Origin of the sequence: Microbulbifer variabilis (genome assembly GCF_020524905.1) — a bacterium.
GTDB classification, from domain to species: Bacteria; Pseudomonadota; Gammaproteobacteria; order Pseudomonadales; family Cellvibrionaceae; genus Microbulbifer; species Microbulbifer variabilis_A.
The window spans coordinates 20,316-47,026 of the sequence record NZ_JAIVKI010000010.1; the positions used below are offsets into that span (position 1 = coordinate 20,316).

The 26,711-nt window shown below is 50.8% G+C and carries 23 protein-coding genes and 1 tRNA gene; 7 read left to right on the forward strand and 17 right to left on the reverse strand.

Features of this window, described 5'->3' with window-relative positions:
* Positions 1-14 precede the first annotated feature (14 nt).
* The gene (gene rnhA, locus LC073_RS12405; protein ID WP_226647515.1) at positions 15-446 is read right to left on the reverse strand and encodes a ribonuclease HI; all 432 of its coding nucleotides are present in this window, start codon (positions 444-446) and stop codon (positions 15-17) included.
* A gap of 48 nt (positions 447-494) precedes the next feature.
* Positions 495-1,283, reverse strand: a complete 789-nt coding sequence (locus tag LC073_RS12410; RefSeq protein ID WP_226647517.1) for a class I SAM-dependent methyltransferase — start codon at positions 1,281-1,283, stop codon at positions 495-497.
* A 218-nt stretch (positions 1,284-1,501) separates the two neighbouring features.
* Between LC073_RS12410 and gloB the strand changes: the two genes are divergently transcribed.
* Positions 1,502-2,284 carry a hydroxyacylglutathione hydrolase gene (gene gloB, locus LC073_RS12415; RefSeq protein ID WP_226647519.1) on the forward strand — a complete coding sequence of 261 codons (783 nt, stop codon included), beginning with the start codon at positions 1,502-1,504 and terminating at the stop codon, positions 2,282-2,284.
* Between the two features lie 205 nt (positions 2,285-2,489).
* Positions 2,490-4,046 carry a LysM peptidoglycan-binding domain-containing protein gene (locus LC073_RS12420; RefSeq protein WP_226647521.1) on the forward strand — a complete coding sequence of 519 codons (1,557 nt, stop codon included), beginning with the start codon at positions 2,490-2,492 and terminating at the stop codon, positions 4,044-4,046.
* A gap of 79 nt (positions 4,047-4,125) precedes the next feature.
* Here the strand turns inward: LC073_RS12420 and LC073_RS12425 are convergent, their stop codons facing one another.
* The 3 genes from LC073_RS12425 to lon form a co-directional block, all read right to left on the reverse strand.
* Complete coding sequence (locus LC073_RS12425; RefSeq protein ID WP_226647523.1) at positions 4,126-6,009, reverse strand: SurA N-terminal domain-containing protein; 1,884 nt, start codon at positions 6,007-6,009, stop codon at positions 4,126-4,128.
* Between the two features lie 120 nt (positions 6,010-6,129).
* Entirely contained in the window at positions 6,130-6,402 is a 273-nt protein-coding gene (locus LC073_RS12430) for an HU family DNA-binding protein (RefSeq protein ID WP_010132873.1), read from the reverse strand.
* A 256-nt stretch (positions 6,403-6,658) separates the two neighbouring features.
* Positions 6,659-9,064 carry an endopeptidase La gene (gene lon / locus LC073_RS12435; RefSeq protein ID WP_226647525.1) on the reverse strand — a complete coding sequence of 802 codons (2,406 nt, stop codon included), beginning with the start codon at positions 9,062-9,064 and terminating at the stop codon, positions 6,659-6,661.
* Between the two features lie 43 nt (positions 9,065-9,107).
* Between lon and LC073_RS12440 the strand changes: the two genes are divergently transcribed.
* Positions 9,108-9,302, forward strand: coding sequence for a hypothetical protein (locus tag LC073_RS12440; protein ID WP_226647527.1), 195 nt, complete (start codon positions 9,108-9,110; stop codon positions 9,300-9,302).
* A 37-nt stretch (positions 9,303-9,339) separates the two neighbouring features.
* Here the strand turns inward: LC073_RS12440 and clpX are convergent, their stop codons facing one another.
* From clpX to LC073_RS12480, 8 genes are all read right to left on the reverse strand, one after another.
* Positions 9,340-10,626 (reverse strand): ATP-dependent Clp protease ATP-binding subunit ClpX, encoded by a 1,287-nt coding sequence (clpX, locus tag LC073_RS12445; protein WP_226647529.1) that lies wholly within the window; start codon positions 10,624-10,626, stop codon positions 9,340-9,342.
* A gap of 160 nt (positions 10,627-10,786) precedes the next feature.
* The gene (gene clpP, locus LC073_RS12450) at positions 10,787-11,431 is read right to left on the reverse strand and encodes an ATP-dependent Clp endopeptidase proteolytic subunit ClpP (protein ID WP_226647531.1); all 645 of its coding nucleotides are present in this window, start codon (positions 11,429-11,431) and stop codon (positions 10,787-10,789) included.
* Between the two features lie 188 nt (positions 11,432-11,619).
* Positions 11,620-12,933 (reverse strand): trigger factor, encoded by a 1,314-nt coding sequence (gene tig / locus LC073_RS12455; protein WP_226647533.1) that lies wholly within the window; start codon positions 12,931-12,933, stop codon positions 11,620-11,622.
* A 190-nt stretch (positions 12,934-13,123) separates the two neighbouring features.
* Positions 13,124-13,208 (reverse strand) — tRNA-Leu (locus LC073_RS12460).
* 169 nt (positions 13,209-13,377) lie between these two features.
* A complete protein-coding gene (gene fadA, locus LC073_RS12465) occupies positions 13,378-14,553 on the reverse strand; it encodes an acetyl-CoA C-acyltransferase FadA (protein ID WP_226647535.1) in 1,176 nt (391 codons plus the stop codon).
* Positions 14,554-14,564: 11 nt separating this feature from the next.
* A complete protein-coding gene (gene fadB, locus LC073_RS12470) occupies positions 14,565-16,721 on the reverse strand; it encodes a fatty acid oxidation complex subunit alpha FadB (RefSeq protein ID WP_226647537.1) in 2,157 nt (718 codons plus the stop codon).
* Positions 16,722-16,968: 247 nt separating this feature from the next.
* Positions 16,969-17,637: a helix-turn-helix domain-containing protein gene (locus LC073_RS12475; protein WP_226647539.1), complete on the reverse strand. Its 669-nt coding sequence runs from the start codon at positions 17,635-17,637 to the stop codon at positions 16,969-16,971.
* A gap of 93 nt (positions 17,638-17,730) precedes the next feature.
* Positions 17,731-19,581 (reverse strand): beta-ketoacyl synthase, encoded by a 1,851-nt coding sequence (locus LC073_RS12480; protein WP_226647541.1) that lies wholly within the window; start codon positions 19,579-19,581, stop codon positions 17,731-17,733.
* A gap of 137 nt (positions 19,582-19,718) precedes the next feature.
* On the opposite strand from LC073_RS12480, the gene LC073_RS12485 reads away from it, so the two are divergent.
* The gene (locus tag LC073_RS12485) at positions 19,719-20,705 is read left to right on the forward strand and encodes a GlxA family transcriptional regulator (RefSeq protein WP_226647543.1); all 987 of its coding nucleotides are present in this window, start codon (positions 19,719-19,721) and stop codon (positions 20,703-20,705) included.
* Here the strand turns inward: LC073_RS12485 and LC073_RS12490 are convergent.
* Positions 20,685-21,170 (reverse strand): class I SAM-dependent methyltransferase, encoded by a 486-nt coding sequence (locus LC073_RS12490; protein ID WP_319004729.1) that lies wholly within the window; start codon positions 21,168-21,170, stop codon positions 20,685-20,687. The genes LC073_RS12485 and LC073_RS12490 overlap by 21 nt on opposite strands.
* A gap of 169 nt (positions 21,171-21,339) precedes the next feature.
* Positions 21,340-21,831, reverse strand: coding sequence for an Hsp20 family protein (locus LC073_RS12495; RefSeq protein ID WP_226647547.1), 492 nt, complete (start codon positions 21,829-21,831; stop codon positions 21,340-21,342).
* Positions 21,832-21,978: 147 nt separating this feature from the next.
* Between LC073_RS12495 and thpR the strand changes: the two genes are divergently transcribed.
* The gene (gene thpR / locus LC073_RS12500) at positions 21,979-22,554 is read left to right on the forward strand and encodes an RNA 2',3'-cyclic phosphodiesterase (RefSeq protein ID WP_226647549.1); all 576 of its coding nucleotides are present in this window, start codon (positions 21,979-21,981) and stop codon (positions 22,552-22,554) included.
* A gap of 61 nt (positions 22,555-22,615) precedes the next feature.
* Here thpR and LC073_RS12505 read toward each other — a convergent pair whose 3' ends face one another.
* Positions 22,616-23,614, reverse strand: a complete 999-nt coding sequence (locus LC073_RS12505) for a coiled-coil domain-containing protein (protein WP_226647551.1) — start codon at positions 23,612-23,614, stop codon at positions 22,616-22,618.
* Between the two features lie 483 nt (positions 23,615-24,097).
* On the opposite strand from LC073_RS12505, the gene LC073_RS12510 reads away from it, so the two are divergent.
* Positions 24,098-24,451, forward strand: a complete 354-nt coding sequence (locus LC073_RS12510) for an HPF/RaiA family ribosome-associated protein (protein ID WP_226647553.1) — start codon at positions 24,098-24,100, stop codon at positions 24,449-24,451.
* 127 nt (positions 24,452-24,578) lie between these two features.
* Here the strand turns inward: LC073_RS12510 and gorA are convergent, their stop codons facing one another.
* Positions 24,579-25,937 carry a glutathione-disulfide reductase gene (gene gorA, locus LC073_RS12515; RefSeq protein ID WP_226647555.1) on the reverse strand — a complete coding sequence of 453 codons (1,359 nt, stop codon included), beginning with the start codon at positions 25,935-25,937 and terminating at the stop codon, positions 24,579-24,581.
* A 229-nt stretch (positions 25,938-26,166) separates the two neighbouring features.
* Between gorA and LC073_RS12520 the strand changes: the two genes are divergently transcribed.
* The gene (locus tag LC073_RS12520) at positions 26,167-26,679 is read left to right on the forward strand and encodes a hypothetical protein (RefSeq protein ID WP_226647557.1); all 513 of its coding nucleotides are present in this window, start codon (positions 26,167-26,169) and stop codon (positions 26,677-26,679) included.
* Positions 26,680-26,711 lie beyond the last annotated feature (32 nt).

Genomic DNA, 26,711 nt, shown 5'->3' on the forward strand with positions numbered 1-26,711 from the left:
CACTCCCCTGGGAATTACAGCTCATCTATACCGCGGTTGGCCAGCTGGTCAGCCCTCTCATTACCGGGATGGCCCGCATGCCCCTTCACCCAATGCCACTCCACCTGATGCCTGGCAACACCTTCATCTAGCTGCTGCCAGAGATCCGCATTCTTAACCGGTTTTTTACTCGCTGTCTTCCAACCATTTTTTTTCCAATTGTTGATCCAACCGGTGATTCCCTGTCTCAGGTATTGCGAGTCGGTATGCAAATCGACCTGACAGGGTTGCTTCAGGGCTTCGAGCGCCTTGATCGCGGCCATCAGCTCCATACGATTATTGGTGGTATGGGATTCCCCTCCACATAATTCTTTTTCATGCTCGCCGTAAACCAGTAAAGCTCCCCAACCTCCTGGTCCAGGATTGCCACGGCAGGCGCCGTCGGTGTAGATGGTAATTTGCTTCAAAATCGGTGCCAAATATTGGGATAGAGCGACTTCTGGAAGATTCCACGGTTATCGCTTCTGATGCTTTTCCCGTGCAGCAACACGAGGGCTTGTAGGTGTCGCCACCAGGGCAGGCTTTCGCTCTGTGCGCCAATCTATCTTGATTGCCCGCACTCGTGCCACTTCTTTGCGCGCGACTATGATGTAAAACCCACCCCAAGGCAAGCGTAGGCGGGTGGCCAGCCGCTCCATCCAGGCACTCTTGGCAAGGAGTTCACGCTGCTGTAATGGCAGACGAAAAAAACCTCGATGCAGCTGTTCAGCCTGGAGATCCAGCAGATTCATCCAGTCGGCGATTCTGGCCGCACGCAGCTGATTGCCTTTTTGGTAAGCCCCTCGAGAAAACAACAAGCGCGACAAGCCCAGCAAGGAAAAGGGGTTGAACCCCATCAACAGCATATGGCCACCAGGTATTAAAACCCGTGCCGCCTCACGCAATACCTGGTGGGGCTGAGTAGAGAAGTCCAGCAAATGATGCAAAACGACCACATCAATCGACTCAGAGGGAAGGGGCAACTGCTCCAACTCAACTATGGCCGCCCCCTTCTGTTCAGGACAAACCGCCAAACGGAAGCGGTGATTGATCCGACTGGAAGCAGCAAAATCCACCGCATCGGTAACCCCCGCTTGCAACAGATGGTAGCCAAAGAAACCCTCAATCAAAGGTTGAGTCAGAGCCAGTTGCTGCGAAAGAATCTCCTGCCCCAGGCTGCTTAAAAACCAATGTGACAAGGCCGGACTGGCTTTGCTCAAAAGCGATGCCTCTATCGATACTCGAGATCCGGACTTATCAGTCATTCAGTCTCCTTATGGACCAAGCAAATTAAACCTATAACCCTGGGTTCTTATAGCCACCCTTTATCTGTGATCTCTAGGTGTAAAAGAGTTTAACATTACGCCGAACATTCATTTGCAAGTCACCAGGGAAAGCTTGCGATCTGGTAGACCCACTACTTCACATTTTCCCTTAATATCCATGATATCGTTCCAAGATCGAGTTAGCAGGTAGGACTAACATGCTCTCAGTAACCCCGATTCCCGCATTGAGTGACAACTATATCTGGCACCTTGAGAAAGATGGAGAGCACTGGGTTGTTGATCCCGGCGAAGCTGAACCCGTTTACGATGCCCTACAGGATAAAGCCCTTAATGGCATATTAATCACTCACCACCATTTTGATCATACCGGTGGGATCAAAGCACTACATAACCACTATGGATGCCCGGTATTAGGGCCCGAGTCCATCAAAGGGGTAACCAATCCAATTGCCGGCGGGGATACTTTTTTGTTGTTGGGTCTACCGATTGAGGTCTGGGATATTCCCGGCCACACCCTGGACCATTTAGCATTAATTCTTAAAGAAGAGTCCCCCGACGGTAATGTGCAACCACACCTCTTTTGCGGCGACACGCTTTTTGCCGCCGGCTGTGGCCGTATATTTGAAGGGACTCCAAAGCAAATGCTCCATTCACTACAAGAGTTAACCACCCTCCCAAAACATACCCTCGTATATTGTGCGCATGAATACACCCTCGGCAACCTCCACTTTGCTCATACAGTAGAGCCAGGCAATAGTGCCATCAGTGAACGCCTGGTCCAAAGCCAAACCCTTCGGCAGGCAGGTAGAGCAACTCTGCCATCCACCATCGCTAAAGAGCTGGCAACAAATCCTTTCCTTCGCTGCCAGATTGCAGAAGTTGCCCAGAGCGGCGCCCACCACCTGGGCCGTGATACTTATGAGCATCTCGATGAGGTAGAAATATTTGCTAGCTTACGCGATTGGAAAGACCACTTTTAATAAAGAGAGAAGGTAACGCCGTATATAAGGGCAAAATACTTAGCAACCCCAAAAAACTGTCTGTTTTTTATCCATCTGCGTTGACCGAAACTATTTCCGCTAATTAGAATCAGAAGGCTATGATCCAGTGCTCAGTGCAAGCAAAAAATAAGCGCCCCCGCGCGTGCTGAGTGGGAATTACAAGAATTACTCGCGGATACCAAACATGCTTCACAAGAATTTTGCCGCGGCATTGCTGGCCGCTACGGTTGGGGCTTGCTCGCAAATGCCAGAGACAGGTCCATCTCCCGATAGCGAAAACCACCAAGAACAAGAAGCCAGCCCTGCGAATAGCCTTGCGATCCCCGCTCAAAACTCAGCAGAGGCAGCCCTCCCCCCTACGGATATCTGGGAGCGCCTGCGCCGAGGATTCAGCCTCAATCACCGTGCTGAGGATCCCAAGGTACAGGATTACATCGCTTATTTCTCCCGCAATGAAGGCTATATGTCGCGGGTTACAGAGAGATCACGCCGCTATATCTTTCATGTCGCAGAGGAATTAGAGCAGGCAAATATGCCACTCGAATTCGCCTTGTTGCCTATCGTGGAGAGTGCCTACGATCCTTTTGCTTATTCCCATGCCCAAGCTTCTGGCATGTGGCAGTTTATTCCCTCAACCGGACGCTCTTTCGGCCTTAAACAAAACTGGTGGTATGACGGCCGCCGGGATGTGCACGAATCTACTCGTGCAGCCGTAAAGTACTTCAAATATTTATCCGAGCGTTTTGATGGCGACTGGGAGCTTACTCTGGCTGCCTACAATGCTGGGGAAGGTACTGTACGCCGCGCAATCGAGCGCAACCGCCGCAAAGGGCGTGGGACTTCTTTTTGGGAGATCAAGCTACCGCGTGAAACAAAACGCTATGTGCCACAACTTTTAGCACTTGCTGAGGTAGTATCTCGCCCGGATCACTACAAAATTCCTCTGCACAATGTCGCCAACGAGCCATACTATGCCCGTGTCAATGTTGGCAGCCAGATAGATCTTGCCCAGGCCGCAGAGCTTGCTCAGATCGAGGTGGATGAGCTTTACCTGCTCAACCCTGGCTTTAACCGCTGGGCGACAGATCCCAATGGGGATCACCACTTACTCATCCCCATTGAAAGTCTGGAGCGCTTTGAGGCAGCGCTGAAAGACTTGCCGGTAGAACAGCGCGTAACCTGGGAGCGATACACCATTGCTCGGGGAGATACGCTCTCTACCATTGCACGACGCTACCAAACCACCATTACAGCCATCCGCGAAGCCAATAAGCTGCGGAGCAACAATATTCGTGCCGGTAAAACCCTATTGATCCCCAGTGCCTCTGGTCCTTCAGGGCAATATGCTTACACCGTGGACCAGAGAGTGAAGCAACGCCAATCCTCTGACCGTGGACAAAAATCAAACTACACGGTTCAGCCCGGTGATAGCCTCTGGGCAATTTCGCGCAAGTTGAAAGTGAGCGTGAAGGAGCTCGCTCATTGGAACAGCATGGCACCAGGGGACACTTTACGTCCAGGCCGAACACTGGTTGCCTATAACGGGGGTTCAAATGAGAGTAATCGTACCACCCGCAAACTCTCATATAGAGTGAGAAGTGGGGACTCCCTTTACCGGATTGCTAATAAATTCAGTATCAAAATCGATGATATTTTACGCTGGAACAAAATTCCCAAGTCGAAATATCTTCAGCCCGGCCAACGCTTGACCCTATTTGTCGATAGCGCTCACAACAGCTGAATCCCCTCCCTAAAGGGTATTAGCAATAATAAAAAAACCCGGCTGTTGCCGGGTTTTTTTATTGGAGCAAGAGTACGCTCTACTCGTTTGTAGAATTAAGCTCCACTTTGGCTTGGTCAGACAGGTAGCGGCGAATTGCGGCCAACTCTGCACCACCATTCACCGATGCCAATTGCTGCATCAAAGCCTGACGCTGTTCCTTACTTTGCTGGGAAAGATCACCTGGGCGCACATCCTGCAGCGCCAGCACGACCTGGTTACCATTACTCACAGCAAAGACCGCCAGCTCCTTAGCCCCCGAAGCAGGCGCAGGTAAAGAGAAGGCCTTGCTATTGATCTCAGCGCGCTCTCCAAACCCTCCCCGGCGGGTCTTTTCGCTGGTCTCCAGGGTCAAACCCTGCTCTTTTGCTAGCTCAGCGAAATCACTGCCTGAGGCCAGGTTTTCTTTCAGGCTCTCCGCCTTTTTGGCAAGCTGTTCACTGGCCTTGTCACGCTTCAGCACTTCGACAATCTGTTCACGCACTTCAGCCAGAGGGTAAATACCTGCGGGCTTAGACTCGGTCACTCGCAGCACTACGGCATGCTCGTTATTGAGATTTAGCACATCGGAAGTATTGCCATCCTCCATCACCTCAGGAGAAAAAGCGGCCTCTACCACCTGAGCGTTTGCCAGTACACCACTACCGTTGGAGCGAGAGAAAAGACCACTCGTTTGCAGTGGCACGCCCAGCTCTTCGGCAGGGACAGCCAGACTTTCGGCGTTGTAGGCCAGGTCTGCCAAGCGACTCAGGGCTTCAAGAAACTCTCTTTCCGCTGCCGCAGTGCGCAATTGATTTTCGATGGCAGTCTTACGCTCTTCAAAAGTCGGCGGCTCACTCTCCTCCACCTCTAGGAGCTTAATAAAGTGAGTGCCACTATCGGTTGTAACCGGTGCCGAAACTTGCCCCACTTCCAAAGAAGCAAGCGCCTCTTCGAAAGCTTGCGGGAATACATCGCCAGTAGTAAAGCCGAGATCTCCACCCTCCTCACGAGAACCGAGATCCTCAGAGTAACTCTTGGCCAGGTCTGCAAAGTCTTCACCAGCATCGAGTTTCGCTTGGATTTCATCCAGCTTTGCCTGATCCGCCTCTTCTAACAGAATGTGTGCTGCTCGGCGGCGCAGATCAGAACCAAAGTTGGCAAGCTCCAGATCATACTGAGCGCGAACATCCTCTTCGGAGACATCAATATTGGAAGAAAAAACCTTAGGGGTCAGTTCAATATACTCAACCGCTACCTGTTCAGGTCGCTGGTATTGACTCTGGTTTTCCTGATAGTACTGCTCAATTTCAGCCTCACTAACTTCGGTGGAAGCCATTAACTCCTGCACCGGTAGCACGACGTAGGAGAAATCTCGCTCTTCCATAGACGCCGCGACCACCTGCTCTGCATCCACTTTGGTGGTAAAGGCGCTGGCAGTAACACTATCCGCAAATTGCTGCAGGGACATATCTCCCTCTACAATTTGCGGGAAGCTGGCTGTGCTGTACCCCATACGACGTAAGGCATCGCGATATAACTGAGCATTAAAGGTACCATCGACCTGGAAAGCCGGAATGTCGGTGATCGCCTTATTAACCGCAGCTGTACTCATCACCATACCGCTCTCTTGAGCTGCCTGGCGCATGACTGAAGTGGAAATGAGTTGGCGCAAAACCGGCTCGCGCAGCTGCTCATCGCTGATCAAATCCGCCGGAACATTCTCTCCGTATTGGCTCATGATCATACTGCGGCGGTTTTGTATGGCCCGCTGCAAATCCATATTAGTGATTTTTTCACCATTGACCTCGGCAACCGCATCGGCGGCACCACCACTGGCTCCGGTAAAAAAATCGATTCCCCCAATGACCATAATGAACCCAAAGAAGGCCGCAACAATAACTGCCGCCGTTCCCTTCAGGTTATCGCGCATGGACTGAAGCATGCTCAGCTCCGAAATTTCACTCTAATTGTTCAACTATTAGTAGATACAAAAAAGGCGTATCCAAGATGACACGCCTCTTTGCACTTCGACTTTTTACAAGGTCTCGAAGTTCACCGAAACTTAGTTTACGGCGTCTTTCAGGGCTTTACCGGCCTTGAAGTTCGGAATTTTTGCCGCAGCAATTTCAATTGGATCGCCAGTGCGCGGATTGCGGCCAGTGCGGGCTGCACGCTCTTTTACGGCAAATGTACCAAAGCCCACCAAGGCAACCTGGTCGCCTTTTTTAAGCGCATCAGTAATGCTGTCTACCATTGCGTCCAAAGCACGGCCAGCTGCTGCTTTAGGAATATCTGCAGACGCGGCAATTGCTTCAATCAGTTCGGACTTATTCACGCTTAATCCCTCTGTTCTTTTAAATATGTTTAGGGCGTACCCTCAGGCAAGGTATCCCTATTCGTAATTTTCTAACCACCGACAATTTTAGCGCCGGCCAATAAGGCCCGTTTTATACCAACTGCCCGGTAGCGGGTCAAGGAACCATGCGGGTTTCCGGCCGACAGGACAAAACTCAGGCAGCAAAAATCAACTTTGTGGTTAGGTTTTGGTCTTGTAAATTGTTACGGGGCGACAAGTGTCACCCCGAATGAGATCAATGGGTCTGGATAGATCTTTGTGAGCGCTCTTCCGCCTGCTTTTGCAAGGCAGAATATTCTTCATCAGAAAGAGACTCAGGTTTGTGCTCAAGCGCCAACTCAAGTACTTGATCGATCCATTTAACCGGTTTCACTATGAGATCCTGAAGAATGTTGTCAGGAATATCTTTCAGGTCCCGCTCGTTGTCTGCAGGAATCAACACGGTTTTTATACCGCCTCGATGTGCTGCCAACAACTTCTCTTTGAGACCTCCAATTCGTAAAACTTCTCCCCGCAAGGTAATTTCTCCGGTCATAGCTACATCCGAACGAACCGGAATATTGGTCAACACGGAAACCAGTGCTGTGCACATAGCTATACCTGCAGAGGGTCCATCTTTGGGGGTCGCCCCTTCGGGAACATGAATATGGATATCACGGGTTTCGTGAAAATCAGGCCCGATGCCGAGTGCTTGGGAGCGCGAGCGCACTACTGTCAAAGCGGCCTGGATCGATTCCTGCATCACATCACCCAGCGAGCCAGTTTTGATCATACGACCCTTGCCAGGTACCGCAGAGGCTTCGATATTGAGCAGCTCACCGCCAACTTCCGTCCAGGCGAGACCGGTAACAATCCCGATTTTGTTCTCTTCCTCAGCGCGACCGAAATCGAATTTGCGTACACCCAGCAACTCTTCCAGCTGCTCAGGCTGAACGACAGCCTTTTTCTCAGACGGGTTGCGCACATGTTCGGTGACGATCTTACGACAAACTTTGGCAATTTCGCGATCGAGCCCCCGCACACCGGCTTCACGAGTGTAGTAACGCACGATGTCGCGAATCGACTGGTCGGAAAGCTCCAACTCATCCTCTTTCAAGCCATTCGCTTTACGCTGCTTTGGCACCAAGTAGCGCTGGGCGATATTGAGCTTTTCATCCTCGGTATAACCGGGGATGCGGATAACCTCCATACGATCCAGTAATGGACCTGGAATGTTCATAGAGTTTGAAGTACAAACGAACATCACATCGGAAAGGTCGTAATCTACTTCGAGGTAGTGATCATTAAAGGTTTTGTTTTGCTCCGGATCCAACACCTCAAGCAGGGCCGATGCGGGATCGCCGCGCTGATCCATCCCCATTTTGTCGACTTCATCGAGCAAGAATAAGGGATTTTTAACACCAACTTTGGAAATCTTCTGCACAAGCTTACCTGGCAGAGAACCAATATAGGTACGACGGTGGCCGCGGATTTCCGCTTCATCTCGCACCCCACCAAGAGCCATACGCACATACTGACGATTGGTGGCGCGAGCGATGGATTGCCCTAGTGAGGTCTTACCAACCCCAGGAGGCCCAACCAAACACAGGATCGGCCCCTTGACCTTCTTCACACGCTTTTGCACAGCGAGATATTCGAGGATGCGCTCTTTCACCTCTTCCAGGCCATAGTGCTCCTTTTCGAGGATCTCCTCGGCTTTCGCCAGGTCATGTCGCACGCGGCTCGCCTTTTTCCAGGGGAGACTCAACATCCAATCGATATAGCTGCGCAACACCGAGGCTTCCGCAGACATTGGCGACATCATCTTCAACTTAGCCAGTTCAGCTCGGGTTTTCTTCTCCGCTTCAGCGGACATTCCCGAGTCGGCAATCTTGTTTTCCAGCTCTTCAATTTCATTGGGCTCTTCGGTAATTTCGCCCAACTCCTTCTGAATCGCCTTCATCTGCTCATTGAGGTAGTACTCGCGCTGGCTTTTCTCCATCTGCTTTTTCACGCGGCCGCGAATACGCTTCTCCACCTGTATCAGGTCGATCTCGGAATCCATCAGGCCAAGCAAATGTTCTAATCGCTCTTTGACATTGGAAGTTTCCAGTAGCTCCTGCTTCTGAGCCAGCTCCAGGGACATGTGTGCAGAGATGGTGTCCGCCAGGCGACCCGGCTCATCGATACCAGACAGAGAGGTAATAACCTCATTGGGTACCTTTTTGCTGATGGAGACATACTGCTCAAACTGTGACATTACCGAGCGAACCAAGGCTTCAGCCTCGCCCTCTGACAACTCAGTAGTCTCTATGGGCTCGACCGTGGCCTCGAAGTGGTTATCGTGCTCGGCAACATCAAGAATATTGACTCTCTCCCCCCCTTCCACAAGCACTTTTACAGTGCCGTCTGGAAGTTTGAGAAGTTGCAGAACACTAGCAACGGTGCCAACACGATAGATATCCTCGGCGCCAGGATCATCTTCCGATGCTCTTCTCTGGGCTACGAGTAGCACTTGCTTATCCCTGCGCATGGCCTCTTCTAAAGCCTCAATGGATTTTTCCCTGCCGACAAACAGCGGAATCACCATATGGGGGTAAACAACAACATCGCGCAATGGCAACAACGGATATTCAAGTTTGGTGTCGGATGACTGATCCATAGAACTCCTCTCGGCCCTATCACTGGGTATTTGGCGCGGCATCATGCTGCTGTTGAATATTGACAGCTTAATTTGGGCCACCGCCCTTCAGTTGCTAGAGATGGGGGGGGAGAGCCCGGAATACAAGTCTAATCTCGCGACCAATTTGTGCCGACTACAACTGAATACTGGCAGGCCGCTGACGCTTAAACATGGCATACAGGCGAAAAAGAAACTTTTTGATAGCAATCAGCTATAAAAAAAGCCCCACAAGTGGGGCTTTTAGATAAGGAGGTTTATTCCTCCGGCGCAGCCTTTTGTGGCTGGCTTTCGCTCTCGTAAACCAGCAGAGGAGCTGACTCTCCCTTGATAACCGCCTCGTCGATAACGACTTTGGCAACATCATCAGAAGAGGGGATGTCATACATGGTTTCCAGTAGCACGGATTCCATAATAGAACGGAGACCACGGGCACCAGTTTTACGCTCCATCGCTTTGGTTGCCACCGCATCCAGCGCATCTGGGCGAAAATCCAGTTCTACATCTTCCATTTCGAAAAGCTTTGCATACTGCTTGGTCAGAGCATTTCGCGGCTCAGTGAGAATCTGAACCAGAGCTTCGCGATCGAGCTCCTCGAGTGTCGCAGTAACAGGCAGCCGCCCCACGAACTCAGGGATAAGCCCATAGCGGACAAGATCTTCTGGCTCAAGGTCACGCAGAACCTCACCAAAGTTGCTGCTCCCATCCTTAGATTTCACCTCGGCACTGAAGCCAATTCCACCCTTCTCTGAGCGATCGCGTATTACCTTATCCAAACCCGCGAAGGCACCACCACAGATAAACAGGATGTTCGAAGTATCCACCTGCAGGAATTCCTGCTGAGGGTGCTTGCGGCCACCCTGGGGAGGAACAGAAGCTACCGTACCTTCAATCAGCTTAAGCAGTGCCTGCTGCACACCCTCTCCGGAAACATCCCGGGTAATGGACGGGTTGTCAGACTTACGAGAAATCTTGTCAATTTCATCGATGTAGACAATTCCCTGCTGGGCTTTCTCGACATCATAGTCACATTTTTGCAGCAACTTTTGGATGATATTCTCTACATCTTCACCGACATACCCAGCCTCTGTAAGAGTGGTAGCATCGGCAATGGTAAACGGAACATTAAGCAATCGCGCAAGAGTTTCTGCCAGCAAGGTTTTACCGCTACCGGTAGGCCCTACCAGAAGAATGTTGGACTTGCTCAGCTCAACATCATCTTTTCCTTTAACACCAGTCTTGCTGCGCAGGCGCTTGTAGTGGTTATAAACTGCAACCGCCAGTACGCGCTTGGCTCTCTCCTGGCCAATCACATATTGATCAAGGATCTCAGTAATTTCACGCGGCGTGGGTAGGCGCCCTTCTGGGCCCTCCGCAGTCTCCTGGACCTCTTCGCGAATGATATCGGTACACAGCTCGACACATTCGTCGCAGATAAAGACTGACGGCCCAGCGATCAGCTTCCGCACCTCCTGTTGGCTTTTGCCACAGAAAGAGCAGTACAGCAATTTGCCGCTGTCTTCTCCGCTGCTTTTGTCGGTCATCAAAATACTCCGTGGTCACTGGCCTACCAGGCCCTTTAATTCAGCTATTACAGCAAGATGCTGTCTTTTGGCGTAATTTTCAAGTCCTTCCAACTGAGAAAAAACCAGCAAAGAACCGTGGTTCTATTTCCACGCCATTAGCAAAATATTTTCGTTGAAACTATAACTTTTCCAGGGCCTGACGTCTGGAAAGCACATCATCCACTAGACCATATTCCTTCGCCTCATCGGCACTCAAGAAATGATCGCGCTCAGTGTCTCTTTCAATATCACTGACGGGGCGGCCGGAATGATGGGCCATCAACTCATTCAGTCGATGACGGATCTTGAGGATCTCCTGCGCATGGATATGAATATCGCTGGCCTGCCCCTGGGCGCCGCCACTGGGCTGGTGGATCATTACCCGCGAGTTGGGAGTGGCAAATCGCTTCCCTGGCGCTCCCGCAGTCAGCAGAAAGGCGCCCATGCTACAAGCCTGACCAATACACATAGTGCTTACATCCGGCTTAATGAACTGCATGGTGTCATAAATAGACATACCTGCAGTCACAGATCCACCGGGAGAGTTAATGTACAGGTGAATATCTTTATCTGGGTTTTCAGCTTCCAGAAACAGCAGCTGGGCCACCACTAAGTTGGCCATATGGTCTTCAACCGGACCGACCAGGAAAATAACCCTCTCCTTTAGTAAGCGAGAGTAGATATCAAAAGAGCGCTCGCCCCTGGCGGTTTGCTCTACCACCATGGGCACCAAACCAGTCGCTAAGGGGTCGAATGAGGCTTGGGGATAATCAATTCGTGCCATAGGTACCATTGCTTCCTTTTGTGGCGTATTCGGCAGGCCAGCATACAAGCGCTCTGCGCCCGTGCTGAAAAATTAGGTTTTCAGAGCTTAACCGGTCAAGCAGGATAAAGCCAGCCGGTAAAAAGGAAGGAGATGCAACGACGCCCGACTGAAGCGGGCGCCAATGCATTCTTGTGAGACAGGGACAATTAGCTCTGCTTCTGCGGCTTAATAACGTCGTCGTAAGTACTTTCAACTTCTTCGACTTTTGCAGACTTGAGAACAAAATCCACAACCTGATCTTCCAGAACTACGGATTCAACCCCGGAGAGCAACTCACGGTTGTTGTAGTAGTATTCAACTACTTCTTCCGGCTGCTGATAGGTTGAGGCAAGCTCTTCAACTTTAGCTTTTACCAGGTCCGCGTCTACAGACAGCTCGTTCTTTTTAACAATCTCACCGACAACAAGACCGAGAACAACACGGCGCTTAGCCTGCTCTTCGAACATAGTGTCTGGCAGCATACGCTCTGCATCTTCAAGCTTAATCTGCCCACCAAACTGCTGAATCATTTGCCCACGCAGAGTGCGAACTTCACCAGCAACGAGAGCAGATGGCAACTCGACCGGATGTTTTTCAAACAACTGGTCCATTACCTGGGTTTTTACCTTATTCAGAGCAGCGTTTTTTAGCTCGCGCTCCATGTTGCTGCGAACTTCCTCACGGAACTTCTCTTCTCCACCCTCTTGAACACCGTAAGCAGCGAAGAACTCTTCATTCAGCTCGGGAAGTTCAGGCTTCTCAGAGGAAGTCACCTTGATATTGAAGGTTACCGCGGCACCGCGAAGTTCTTCGGCTTGGTAATCTTCCGGGAATGTCAGGTCGAGGTCTTTTTCTTCACCTGGCTTCATACCCAGGATACCGTCTTCAAAGCCGGGGATCATCTGGCCAGAACCGAGAACCAACTGATGACCTTCCGCTTTTCCACCCTCGAACTCTTCGCCATCTTTGCGGCCAACGAAGTTGATGGTCACGCGGTCACCCTTCTGAGCTTTGCGCTTGGTGTCTTTCCAGGAAGACTGCTGCTTACGCAGCACATCGATCATATTCTCAACATCGGCATCAGTAACACTGGCAACCGGGCGCTCTACGCTGAGTTCAGCCAGATCGGCCAACTCAACTTCAGGATAAACTTCAAAAGTAGCAATGTATTCCAGGTTTTCACCAGCTGCGGTCTGTTTGGCCTCAATGCTGGGCTGACCCGCTGGCTTTACTTGCTCCTGCTGTACAGCGTCGTAGAAAGAGCGGCTCATTACCTCGCCGAGCACTTCCTGGCGAACACCGGCACCAAAACGCTGGCGCACAACCTTCATAGGTACTTTGCCCTTGCGGAAGCCATTGACGCGAACAGTTTTGGCTGCCTGCTGCAGACGCTTATCCACTTCTTTATCGACGATTTCCGCCGGCAAATTAACCGTTAAGCGACGCTCCAGACCGGAAGTAGTTTCGATGGAAACCTGCATGTTTATCCTCGTCAGACTATCTCTTTAATCGCGCCGCAGCGCCAACGAATACCGGGCCACCGGGACTTAGCCAGCAACCTCATGGGCACAGCCATCAAAACCATTGAGAGTTTTGCGCTGACGCCAAATGCACAAGAAGCCCGCACCCACCCCTCCAGGGCAAGTCACACGGACTTCCAGACCTTTAATTTGGTGGGGACGGGGAGACTCGAACTCCCACACCTTTCGGCACCAGAACCTAAATCTGGCGTGTCTACCAATTTCACCACGTCCCCAATATTTTCTTGTCGCTAACCCTTTGAAAAATATAGGGTTTCAGCCTTCAAAAGACCTCATCGCGACAAGGGGTGCAGATTGTGCCACAGCATTTTGAAGGCAGCAACACTTTACTGAAAAAATTAAAAAAGGCGCCACTAGGGCGCCTTTTCAGGTGGCTGTAAAGGATTAAACCCGCTCCACAATGGTAGTGATACCCTGCCCCAGGCCGATACACATGGTTGAAACGCCCAGGTTTCCACCCTCGTTTTGCATAACACTCAGCAAGGTGCCAGTGATACGCACACCAGAGCAGCCGAAGGGGTGCCCTAAAGCAATTGCTCCGCCATACAGGTTAACCTTCTCGTCCATCTTGTCGAGCAGGTCGAGATCCTTCAGCACGGGCAGCGCCTGCGCAGCAAACGCCTCATTCAGCTCAACCTTATCGATGTCACCGATGGTCAGGCCCGCATTCTTAAGCGCCTTCTTGGTGGAGGGCACAGGGCCATAACCCATGATGGAGGGGTCAACGCCAGCCAGGGTCATTTCCTTCACGCGAGCGATCGGGGTCATCCCCAAAGCCTGGGCGCGCTCGGCAGACATCACCAGCATAACAGAGGCGCCATCGGTAATCTGGGAAGAAGTACCGGCAGTAACTTGACCGTGCTTCGGATCGAATGCCGGCCTCAGTTGAGCCAGACCTTCCACAGTCGTATCCGGACGGATGGTTTGGTCCGCTTCAACCAGGAAAGGTACGCCATCATCATCATGCCCCTCAATGGCGATAATCTCGCGATTGAATTTGCCAGCTTTGGTAGCTTCGGCGGCACGGTGGTGGGAACGTGCACCAAACTCGTCCATTTGTTGACGCTGGATGCCGTGCATCATTGCCAGATATTCGGCAGTCATACCCATGGAACCAGCAGCCTTGGCCATATAGCGGCCCAGCATTGGGTTGGGACTGACGTGCTCCATCATATTTAGGTGGCCCATGTGCTCAACACCACCCACCACATATACGTCGCCAACACCAGCCTGGATATTGGCTGCAGCGGTATGCAGGGAGGACATGGAGGAACCACACAAACGGTTAACAGTCTGAGCCGGAATGGTGTGCGGCAGACCTGCGCGCAGCAGAATAAAGCGCGCCACGTTGAAACCCTGCTCATCGCGCTGCATTACACAGCCCCAGATCAAGTCATCGATCTCGGCAGGATCCAGCTTGTCATTGCGCTGTAAGAATTTTTTCAGCAGCTCAGCAGACATATCGTCGGCACGAACGTGGCGGTAGACACCATTCTTCGAGCGGCCCATCGCCGTACGTGCGTAGTCGACGATTACGGCATCTCTAGGATTTAAACTCATCGCTATTCTCCTTACTTGTTGCCGTAGTAGGTTTTGCCACTTGCGGCCATTTCACGCATGCGATCGGTCGGCTTGTACAGCTCACCAAGATCGGCGTACTTATCGGCAATCTTCACAAACTCATCCAGGCCAATGCTATCCAGCCATGCGAAGATTCCACCGCGGAACGGAGGAAAACCGATACCGTAGATCAGGGCCATATCGGCCTCTGCCGGGGAGTCGACAATTCCCTCTTCCAGGCAGCGAGCCAGCTCGGTAGCCATAGGTACCATCATGCGCTCGATAATTTCATCATTCTCGAACTCACGACGCTCTGCAACGTGCGGCTTAAGCAGTTCGTAAGACTCTTCGGTAGCCACTTTCTTCGGGCGACCTTTTTTGTCTTGCTCGTAGTTATAGAAGCCTTTGTCGTTCTTCTGGCCATAGCGACCCGCTTCATACATTACATCGGAAGCAGCGGTGAAGGTTTTGCCCATACGATCGGGGAAACCCTCAGCCATTACAGTCTCGGCATGGACACCAGTGTCGATACCAACAACGTCCATCAGGTAGGCGGGACCCATCGGCCAACCCCAGCGCTCCATGACTTTATCAACAGCCTGGAAGTCAGCGCCATCGCGCACCAGCATGGAGAATCCGGCAAAGTATGGGAAGAGGACGCGATTAACCAGGAATCCAGGGCAGTCACGTACTACGATGGCCTTCTTGCCCATCTTGTTTGCGTAAGCAACTACACGGGCAACGGCGGCATCGGAAGTCTTCTCACCACGAATCACCTCAACCAGTGGCATTTTGTGCACCGGATTGAAGAAGTGCATACCCAGGAAGTTTTCCGGACGGGACAGCGGCTCAGACAGGTGATTAATAGAAATAGTGGAGGTATTGGAAGCGATTACAGTATCTTCGCTCACCTTGGTTTCCACTTCTTTTAGCACAGCGTGCTTCACCTTGGGGTTTTCAACCACGGCTTCCACAACGACATCGATATCTTTGAAACCGTCGTAGCTTAAGGTTGGTTCGATGCGATTGAGCACTTCACCCATTTTCACCGGGGTCAGGCGCTTACGATCAACCAGCTTAGAAAGCAGCTTGTTCGCCTCATTCAGACCAAGATCGATACCTTTCTGATCGATATCTTTCATCTTGATCGGAGTGCCTTTGTAGGCGGACTGGTAGGCGATACCGCCACCCATAATACCTGCACCCAGCACTGCCGCACGCTCGATCGGTTTGTCAGCTTTCTTTTCCCAACCCTTGGCAACCTTGCTGATCGCCTGGTCTGCGAGGAACAGACCCACCAGGGACTTGGCGGTGCCAGTCTGGGCGCAGAAGATAAACTTCTCCTGCTCAATTTTCAGCGCTTCATCGCGGGTCAACTTGTAACCCTGTTCGATAGACTCAACCGCAGCTACCGGAGAGGGGTAGTTCTTACCGGCCTGCTGCCCCACAAAAGCCTTGGTGGTAAAGAAGGCCATCAGCGCTTCGGTGTCATTCAAAGGAATCGGGGATTTCTTGATTTCGCGGTTAGCCTTGTAATCCAGCTCGCCATTAATGGCGCGCTCGAGCAGCTTGATCGCTGCATCTTTGAGCTTATCAGTGGGAACCACAGCATCAACAGCATGAGCTTCCAGCGCGGCAGCTGGCTTTTGCTCTTTACCTGCTGCAATCCACTCAGCAGCAACATCAACGCCTACAACGCGCGGCAGGCGAACCGTGCCACCCCAGCCAGGGATCAGGCCCAACTTAACTTCCGGAAGACCAACTTTGGCCTCTTCGCCCATCAGGCGGAAGTCACAACCCAGGCAGACCTCAAAACCGCCGCCGAGCGCATAACCATTGATGGCTACTACGGTCGGGACTGACAGATCTTCCAGGCGGTTGATATTTTCATTGTTCTGATTCATCAGATCAGCAACACCCTCTGCGCCCGCAGAGAAAGCATCGCCAAATTCGGTGATATCTGCACCGACTATAAAGACGCTCTTGCCACTGGTCAGCAGCACACCTTTGATGCCGTCTGCTGCCTCTATAGCATCCAGAGCCTGAGAGAATTCGGAAACCGTCTGGCGGTTGAACTTGTTAACGGATTCGCCTTGCAGGTCGAATTTAAGCTCGGCGATGCCGTTGTCGAGCATCTGAACCGTGAGCGCTTTGCCACTAAATAACATTGATTGACCTCTTTTATTCTGGGCCGCAATCCTGGACCCGGGGTCGGAATTTTTTTGCAACCATGGACCGCCCGCAACTGCGGTGACACTTGGGCCCATTACGGTCAGCCGTAGTATAGCCAGATTCAAACGTTTGTTTGAATACTATTTCTTACAAAAGGACTGGCACCAATAGTGCCCAAGTACAGAAAACAACCAGCAACATCTCACCAGCCAGTCAGAGTAGGCCGGGCCAGTCTAACGCGGATTAATCTGCCTGTTCAGCCCCGTGGCGCAATTCACTCTGTATTTCAAGCTTCTGCTGAACTCGCATTGTTAAGGGAGCAGGAGCAATATGGGGTTGAGAGGCTGTCACGGCACTGATAACCACACAGTCAGTACTGCCGGGGTTGTGAAATCGGTGGGGCCGCCGCGCGCTGAAATAATAACCGTCCCCCACCTCTAGCAAGGCGAAATCCGATCCCGCAGTGACCTCCAACTCCCCAGCAATTACAATGCCTCCCACTTCTCCATTAAGAAGTAGCTGGCCGGACCCTGAATCTTGCCCGGCGGGAAATACTTTACGAATAATTGACATGGAGCGTCCTTGCTGTGCACCCCCAAGCAAATAACAGACGACTTGACCATCACCAATTTCAGGCATTTCACTGGCGCGAAAGAAAATCTGTTCCGGTTCGGCAAGATTCAGGGAAAAAAACTCAGCCAAGGACATGGGCACGCTATTTAATATTTTTTCAAGCGACCCCACAGAAGGGCTCACCCTGCCCTGCTCAATAAAGGAAACGGTAGCATTGGTAACGCCAGCTTGTCGTGCTAATTGCCGCTGAGAAATTCCGTAAATTTTTCGTACCAGCTTCAGTCGGGCACCGAGATCCCCAGTTTCATTGACTTCACCACAAACATCCATGTCTGCCATTGAATTTCCCATTTAGTTAACAGTCAATAGGCGTTTTATCACACCCCTAAATCAAAAAAAATAAACGGCAACGGTTTCAGGTGCTTAGAACACTTAAATCATATCGGCAAACGGATTGTTAACATCAAGCTCTATCGGAGGAAAACCAGGAAGGGCCACCTTATCGACAGAAAGGTCTATTTGAGCCTCATCTATGAGCCCCTCGCCAAAACGATAAATAGTTTGCAACTCCCCTTTGCTCGCCTTCACATCGTAAGCCACTGCCTGCTCAACAACAGATTCATTTTTTCTGTGGTGAGCAAGCATCGCTTTCGTTCCATAGCGTTTTTCCAGCATTGAGCGGGTCACATGGGGAGAGAGCACTGCCGCGGTCGCATTATTCCCACCAAAACCTTTAGAGTTCAGAAACGCGAGCTCCAGAGACACGGGGTCTCGTTCCACATGCTCACAGGAGATCTGCAAATTGTCTTGATGGACATCATCGGCCACTTTGTCAATCGTGACGATCCCTGGCAATATCCCCCTGTTAAAAATTCCTAGGGCGGAAATTAATTGGTCTCCACTGGCCACCGCTACCGTGTGACCGACATAGGCCTTAACTGCACATACGGGCCATTCCCGCACGCCAAAAACAGATGCCAGGCGATCGAGAATTGCAGACTCGGTCACTCGATTTTGCGGCGTGCTTGAACCGTGGGCCTGAACAAAGCTGCGCCTTTTCAGACTCTCATCCCCGACAATAGCTCTCGACTCTGCCATCGCACGAGCCATAGTCAGATAGTTTCCAGGCCCCGGCGCGGAGATCGATTTTTTGTATCCATCGGCATTGATATAAACACCCGCAACTGAGCCATGAATATTGGCCCCTAACTCAACTGCCAGAGCATCGTCCATAAGGATTGCCCATTGGGTACCCTCTCCCAGAGTAAAACCGCAATTTTCCCCAAATGGACGACTGGTGCGACGGAAATCTACCTCACCCGAAAAGATTTTTCGCAAGTTCTCAGTCGTAGCAAGCGCACCCATTGTGGAATAACCATCGACAATCTCAGGCACAAGCGGCGCCTCAGTGGCCCCAACAACGGCCACCCTAGCCCGACCATTACGAATATCCTCAACCCCAGCGCGCAGATTATATAAATAACTGGCACAAGCTCCGGTCACCGCTCCGGTAGACCCCACGTTACCCAGCACATAGGCATTTACAAAATCTGCAGGCATGCTATTCAAACCAAGCGCCAGCTGCTTGGAGCTAACCCGGGAGCCTCGCAGGCGAGACTGCATCAACCCCCCATTCCCATAGGGGTCTAGCTGGCTCATGGCCGAAGAGGCATAGACAGAAATATTGCCAGGGCCGGCCGCAGCAACAACTTCGTCCCAACCAACCCCCATAGAGAGCACCGCATCAGAAGCACCCAACACCGCCAGCTGTAATCCCCGCGGATGAAAGCGGGAGTTATAGCGCTCACCGGGCTCAAAGCCTGTGGGAAGTTGGCCAGCTGCTCCCACGGGAATCTCGCGAAAGCTGTCCAACATGACAGACAAACTCGCCGTGGTCACACGAACTCTGCCGCTGCCAATATTTTCTACTTGCCAGTCATTCGGTAAAGGATGTGGTAATTGACGAGTGGAAATCTCGAAAGAAATACCAGTGGGGTTAGTCAAATTCGCCGCCTGGTGATAATGACAACGGCGATAATCATAAATACGTGCTTCCAATTCACGCACCAGGGTACCCTTGAGCACTTTCTCTTCAAGCCCTGGCTCCAGCGGGCCACTGGCATCTGTGCGCAACCCCATTAGCGCGGCAAGATCAGAGAGCGTATCAATCCGCTCCCTCTGCCCAAGCTTATCGAGCACCATCCGGGCATAGCCCCGGTGAAAGGAGCTGCGTCCTGCAGGGTTGAAACCACCAAACGCGGTAATTACGGGAAGGCGCTGCATCCTGACCTCCAGCCAAGTTAAACACTACAAATTTAATATTCGGGAGTGTAGGGGGTGGTGATTCCGCCCAGTTATGGGCATACTGGCCAGCAAAATTGAGTGTTTTGGCCAATGGCGCATATGCGCCTGAGTATGTAATGCGAACGGTTACCTTTCTTCTGATTGATCAAATGCTGGCTACCGGCACTGTGCTACCCCTAGAGATGTTGCGTGGGGCCGAGAGCCGAGCCCGAGTGGAAGGACTAGCCGAGCCCTTGCGCTTGGTGACGGCCAGTATCGATGGGCAGGCAGTAAAAACCCGCTGCGGCTTTTCCTTTCAACCCGATGTGTCTTTGGACGAAGCTCCAGACAGCGATTTAATCTATATCCCGGCACTTTGGCGCAATCCGCGACCCGCCTTGAAACGCAGTGAAAAGCTCTTAAAGTGGCTAAGAGCCCAAGCTGAAGCCGGAGCCGCCATCAATGCAGTGGGCACAGGTGTCTGCTTTCTAGCCGAAGCTGGCCTCCTCGATGGCAAACCGGCCACTACACACTGGCATTATTTCGATCAATTCAGTACTGACTACCCAAAGGTCAAATTAAAACGCCAGTATTTTATAACCCAGGCAGACAAGCTTTTTTGCGCAGCCAGTGTGAACGCCCTGGCTGATGTCACCGTCTACATGATCAGACAGCTCTATGGGGCCGCCGTTGCCAGCCACGTTGAACGTAATTTTTCCCATGAGATCCGCCGGCCATTTGAGGAGATCGCTTATTCCGAAGGCTCTGTACACCTACATCCAGACGAAGATATTGTGCAGGCTCAAGCGTGGCTGAAAGAACACTGCAATACTGAGGTAAGACTCAGTGAAGTGGCGCAAATGTTCGATATGAGCGTACGCTCCTTCAACCGACGCTTTAAATTGGCCACAGGGCAGACGCCACTGCAATATTTACAGAATGTACGCGTAGACATGGCTCGAGAGTTACTGCAGTCCAGCAATCTATCTGTGAATGAAATCGCTGAAAAAGTGGGCTACCAAGATATGGGCCACTTCACTGCATTGTTTAAAAAGTTTCTAGCCACTACACCAAGCGAATACCGAGCCACCGTCAGGGCCAAACTATTCCGAGTGAACACCTGATTTTTTCAGGAATATTACGTCAATATCCACGAACTTCAATTCAGCATCCAGTTTCCGCGCCAGCCAATGGAAGGTTTCAGCACAAAAGAAGGAGATATGTGTTGGGTCGCGGATATAGTGCCAACTGGCAAATCGCTCTGGAGAAATGACCAACTTTGTCATCAGCGCCATAAGACCGCCAACACGTAATTGCGCCCATAATTTTGGCAGCTCATCGCCCGGGGAGCTCAAATGCTCTACCACCTCTGTCGCCACTATAAAATCATAGTTTTTTTCGGGGAAGCGGTTTTTAGGAAAGTAAAAACGATCGAACAATTCAACCTTATGGCCATGCTCCTCTAAAATACTCGCCAACAATGGAGCGGGCCCACAGCCAAAATCCATCCCCTCACTCCCAGGAGGAAGCACTTTTAATAGGGGCTCGGCGCAACGGCTAAGAAAACGGCGATACCCCTCATCCCCCATAGAATTTTCATGAAGGTCGTAATAGGCATGCTCTTCAGCTGGAGTAAGATGATACTCTGAAGGGACAAAAATCAACTCACAGCTATTACATTGGTAATAACTGCGAAATTTATCTCGATGGTAGAGGTGTGCCGCACTATGGCGGCACAAAGGGCAATAAAGGGACAACTTAAGCAGCTACCGTATCAGGCTTTTTTCCTGCCTCGGCTTTTTCAGTCCGATCATGATCTAGCAAATTGCCTTCACTAATCTGTATTTTACGTGGCTTCATCGTCTCAGGTATTTCTCGCACCAGTTCAATATGGAGCAAGCCATTGGCAAGCTTCGCATCAGTCACCTTAACGTGATCTGCAAGCTGAAAGCGCCGCTCAAAATTTCTAGCCGCGATACCGCGGTGCAGGAAGTTTCTCTGCGAGGTGTCTTCAGGTTTTTTACTACTTATGCTTAGGCGATTTTGCTCAACCTGAATATCGAGTTCGGACTGCTCAAAGCCTGCCACAGCCATGGTAATTCTATAGCTATCCTCACCGGTAAGCTCTATATCATAGGGAGGATAGGAGGGTTGCTTCTGCTCACTGGAGTTCATTGCATCCAGAAGACTAGCCATACGATCAAAGCCGATTGCAGAACGATATAAAGGAGAAAAATCAAAATTACGCATTGTTATATCCTCAATTCAGAGCAATATTAAATTAAGCTCGCCAATAAGCCCGAGCCATTCCACTAGGAGGCGCTTTCACTCAAAGCCACCGCCCGCACTCAAGAGATATGGGTTACAAACTACTTTTCAAGACGATTAAGAGGAAAAATGCAAAAAAAAGAAAGTTTGTCGGAGCAATCAACTTGCCGGCTATTTATTGGCATACGGCCTGACGATGACTCCCAAGCATTCCTAGAGGGCATAACTAATCATTGCCGTGAGCAGCTTAAAGGTATTCAAGCCAGCCGCATTCGCTGGACCAGCCCCGCAAACCGGCACCTAACCCTGGCTTTTCTCGGCAATACACCAAAAGAAAAGGTTCCCCATTTAAGGCAAGGACTTATCGAGCTCGCTCACTCCAAGGACGGCTTTCAAGGCCATATCCACTCTCTTAACCCATTCCCAAGACCGCGATCCAGGTGTCTTGCCGTAGAATTAGCTCCAAATCCTTATCTGACCATGCTCCACGAGGAGTGCCAAAAGCTTATTAGCGAGATAGGTGTTGAACCGGAACTCCTGACATATCGCCCTCATATCACTCTGGCGCGGTGCAAAGAGGGGTTCCAGCACTTTGCACCTATTAATCTGGACTCCCCCTTACTCGTTGAAAATATCATCCTTTACCAAAGCTCTCCCCAAGCAGGGCAAAGTCACTACCACCCCTTACTTGAAGTGGATTTTTAAATTAAATAGTCTGCCACAATCCACAAAAAAACCCGCTCTGGGCGGGTTTTTTTGTGGAGTCTTATTTGAGCGCATCTAAGGCATATTCTGGGTACATCACCAGACGGGGCCGGGATAGGCGTCGCGCATCAAAGACAAAGACATAGCGCTCACCATCATCCTCATCAGGAATTGTACGGCGGAACTTCCAGGTATTGATTTTGTAAGTCTGCCGCCCCGCCTCAACAGTTGCCACCAGGCGATATTGATTTTTCCCGAGAAACTCAAAGGACTGATACTCACCATCCGATGGCTTTAGAAGCAAATTACGGAAAGTTTGCTTACTTTCTCCATCTTTGTCAGAGAGCAAATCATTTAAACGCTTTTGCTCGCGCTTAACGTAAGCAAACAGCTCCGGGTCGATGTCTCTTTTAATGATCGGCGCCGGTTCCGGCTGGACTTGATGCTTTTTGGGCTTTTCAATCGCTGCCGTCTTTATTTTTGGTGGCTTCGGCTTCACTTCTTCGGCTTTTACACTATTTGCCAGAGAGGCTCGTCGTTCCGATGCTTCGGCCTTAGCCAGCATGGAATCCACTACCTGGCCAATTTTATCCTGCTGAGCAGAAATCTTTGCCTTGGTTTCGGAAATTGCCTTTTTTTCTTCGTTCAGCTTAACCAGCAGCTCTTGGTGATTGGCTTGTATAAATTCCAACCGGCGGCTGCGGCTATCCACCCCTCGCTCAGCCATGGCAAATCCATGTTTAGCCTTGGTTAGACGGCGCTCTGAGTCTGTGGTTCCATTAGATTCATGGATTCTCCGAGCCTCTTCGAGTTCAACGCGGCTCGCTTCATGCTCCTTGCGAAGTTCGGTGAGAGACTCCCGTGCCCGTTCGAGTTTATACTCGTAAGAGAGCAGCTCGTTCTCAATATCTTCCAGCTCAACCTGCCTGTTTTCCAGGGACTGCTCCAGGCGTGCCAGTCGGTTTTTTTCCACTGTGAGGTTTGACTGCGCCTGCGCTGCCCCCCCGCCAAAAATTACCAAGCCCGCTAGGAAGAGCGAGCAATACCGCTTTACCGCCATTGTCCAGAACCCGTTTCTCGATTTTTCGACATTTATAAGATAAAAGCGCGGAGATTAAATTTTGTTCAGAACATTCAAGCCCCGGCGCATCACAACCGATTTTACGCAGGCCGGCGCTCACGAGCAATGACCTCTCGTTCAGCTCTTGCACACATTTGGCCAATACCCCCCAAATTTAAGGGCTAAAGACGCCCTAATGACGCTTCGCCGAATTTTATGTGACATTTTCCAGCGATAGCGCTTGATTTTTTTTTTAGCGGAAGCATTATGGGTAACAGGGAGACGATCGCTGGACACAGCGGAAAACCCGACCCGGACGTAAAACACCCAGTGCTGTACAGACAGCAATTATTCGTTGCGCTACCGGCGACTCGGCGATTCAACTGCGGACCCGACCCCTCCCAACTAGGGCGCCCTACCTTCTTTGAATAGCAAACCGCTCAAGCGGCCTGCATGGTTTCCTATAACCGGAGGTATTTATCCATGAAATCTGCGCCTAACGATAACATTGTGTTCCGCGATATCGACAAATCAGCCGCCCTCTCAAACACGGTATCTAAAAAGTTACACAAACTGGAACGTTATTGTGGCGACATCATACATAGTCGTGTAGTTCTGGAAGCTCCCCACCAACACAAAAGCAAAGGCAAGCAATACAAAGCCTCACTTGAACTTGCTATTAGTGGCAATCCCGTGACCATCAGTAATGAAAATGAGTCCATTCACCGCGCCGTGAATGACACATTTGCCTCCGCCGAACGCTGTCTAAAAGAGCGCAGCGAGCGCAGAAAAGCGAAGCGCCATCAGGCGCTTTACGAAGTAGTTGAGGAAGAGTGAAGAGTAAGGGAGCAATCCCGCAAAGACAAAAACGGCGCATTTGCGCCGTTTTTGTGTCAACCTGGGGATAAAGAAACTAATGTATCCGCATCCCAAACTACTTTAAACGCAAGATAAGGAAGCAAAATCAACCGCCTACTGGTGTACGCATAGTGACAAATTCTTCTGCAGCCGTTGGGTGAATTCCGATTGTCTCATCAAAGACTCTCTTGGTCGCACCCGCCTTCAGAGCCACAGCCAGGCCCTGGATAATCTCACCAGCATCATCACCAACCATATGCACGCCAATCACCTTGTCGGTATCGGCATCAACCACCAGCTTCATTAGTGTGCGCTCAGTATTTCCGCTCACTGTATGGCGCATAGGGCGAAATTCTGACTTATAGATAGTAACCGAAAGCCCAGAATCCCTCGCCTCTTCTTCGGACAACCCCACAGTACCAATGTTTGGCTGGCAAAATACTGCAGTAGGAATATTGTTATAATCAATTTCTGCCGTTTTTCCGGTACGCCAATGCTTCACTAGAGCCATCGCTTCTGCAAGCGCCACTGGTGTCAACTGCGGTTCGCCAGTAACATCTCCGAGGGCATAAATAGAGTGAATATTGGTGCGGAAATTATCATCTACTGAAATGGTGCCATCTCTGTGTAGCACCACCCCTTGCTCTTTCAAGCCGAGACCTTCGGTATTGGCAACCCTGCCCGTCGCATAGAGAACCATGTCCACATTTAAACTGGAACCGTCCTCGGCATGCACTAGAAAACTACCATCTTGCAATTTTTCAATGGCATTCACTTGATGGTTAAACTTCAAATCGATGTTCTTTTTTACCATCTCATCGCGAACAAAGTGGCGAATATCGCGATCAAAGCCCCGCAGGAATAAATCACGGCGGTAGGAAAGGTGTGTTTCAGATCCCAGTCCCGCAAAGATGCCCGCAAACTCAACGGCAATATATCCCCCACCAACAACGAGCACTCTTTTGGGGAAGGTTTCCATTGAGAATACATCGTTGGAGGTTAAGATAAACTCTTTGCCGGGAATTTCTGGGACAAAAGGCCAACTACCTGTCGCCACCAAAATCCTCTTGGCAGTATATTCACGGTCATTTACCACGACCTTATTGGCGCCCATCACTTTGGCACGACCATCGATAACGGTTACATCGGAATTTGCAAGTAAATTACGGTAAATATCGTTTAGTCGTGAAACTTCACGAGCATTATTGTCACGCAAAGTTGGCCAGTGGAATTCAGCGGAAGAGCTCTCCCAGCCGTAGGCCTTGGCATCGGTAAAGTCTTCACTAAAGCCACTGGCATAAACAAATAATTTTTTGGGAACGCAACCCACGTTTACACAGGTGCCGCCCATATAGCGATCTTCAGCCACCGCCACTTTCATACCCTGGGCAGCAGCCATGCGCGAGGCTCGTACACCACCAGAGCCCGCCCCAATCACAAAAAGATCAAATTCATATTCAGCCAAAGTAAACCTCAGTTTTAAATTCCAATCCTAATTAAATTCTGCGGGAAACAATCCTCGCAACACACTTTTTGCGTCAGAGCTGCCATTCCGCACTTAATAACCGTTGACTCCTTTTGGGCGCTTCGATATTCATGTGATAACTATCACAAAAAATACTTCGCCAAACAAAGTGTTAAAACAACTGAGTAGGTTTGGCGGATAGAATAACAGTCACTGGAAAGAGTAACCCATGGGCAAGACAATGAACTCTCCTTCTTTAGCCATTCTCCGAACATTGGGGCTTTTGTCTTTGCTAATCACGAGTTCCCTGAGCAATGCCAATACCCACCCCGCTTACCTCACTGAAGATTACTGCGACAGTGTGGTGGAGCAATTTGTAGGTTCAGGCATGCGCAGCTTGGACAAATACGTGAATGAGCACTTCAACCCGGAGTATAAAGGCGGTATTCGAAATACCATCCGCTTTCTAGAGCAGCGACTGGAGTGGCTAAATGAATGTAATGCCTATCTGGTAGACACCAATAACACCTACGTTTTCTATAGCCAGGACGACACCCAAAGTATTTTTTCGGCGATCAATGAGCTAACCCGAGAACTGCAACATGTGCGCTCTGGTGTCGAATATCGGGACGATGCCGGAAATAACAACCCCGCCCCCTTTATCAAGCGTCGCTTTGCCACGCTGGCAGAATTGGTTGATCGCCACCATACGCGCCTACTGATGAAAAAGCAGTTCCAATAAGGTTGTGCCGCTGGGCACCACAATCTCCCGGC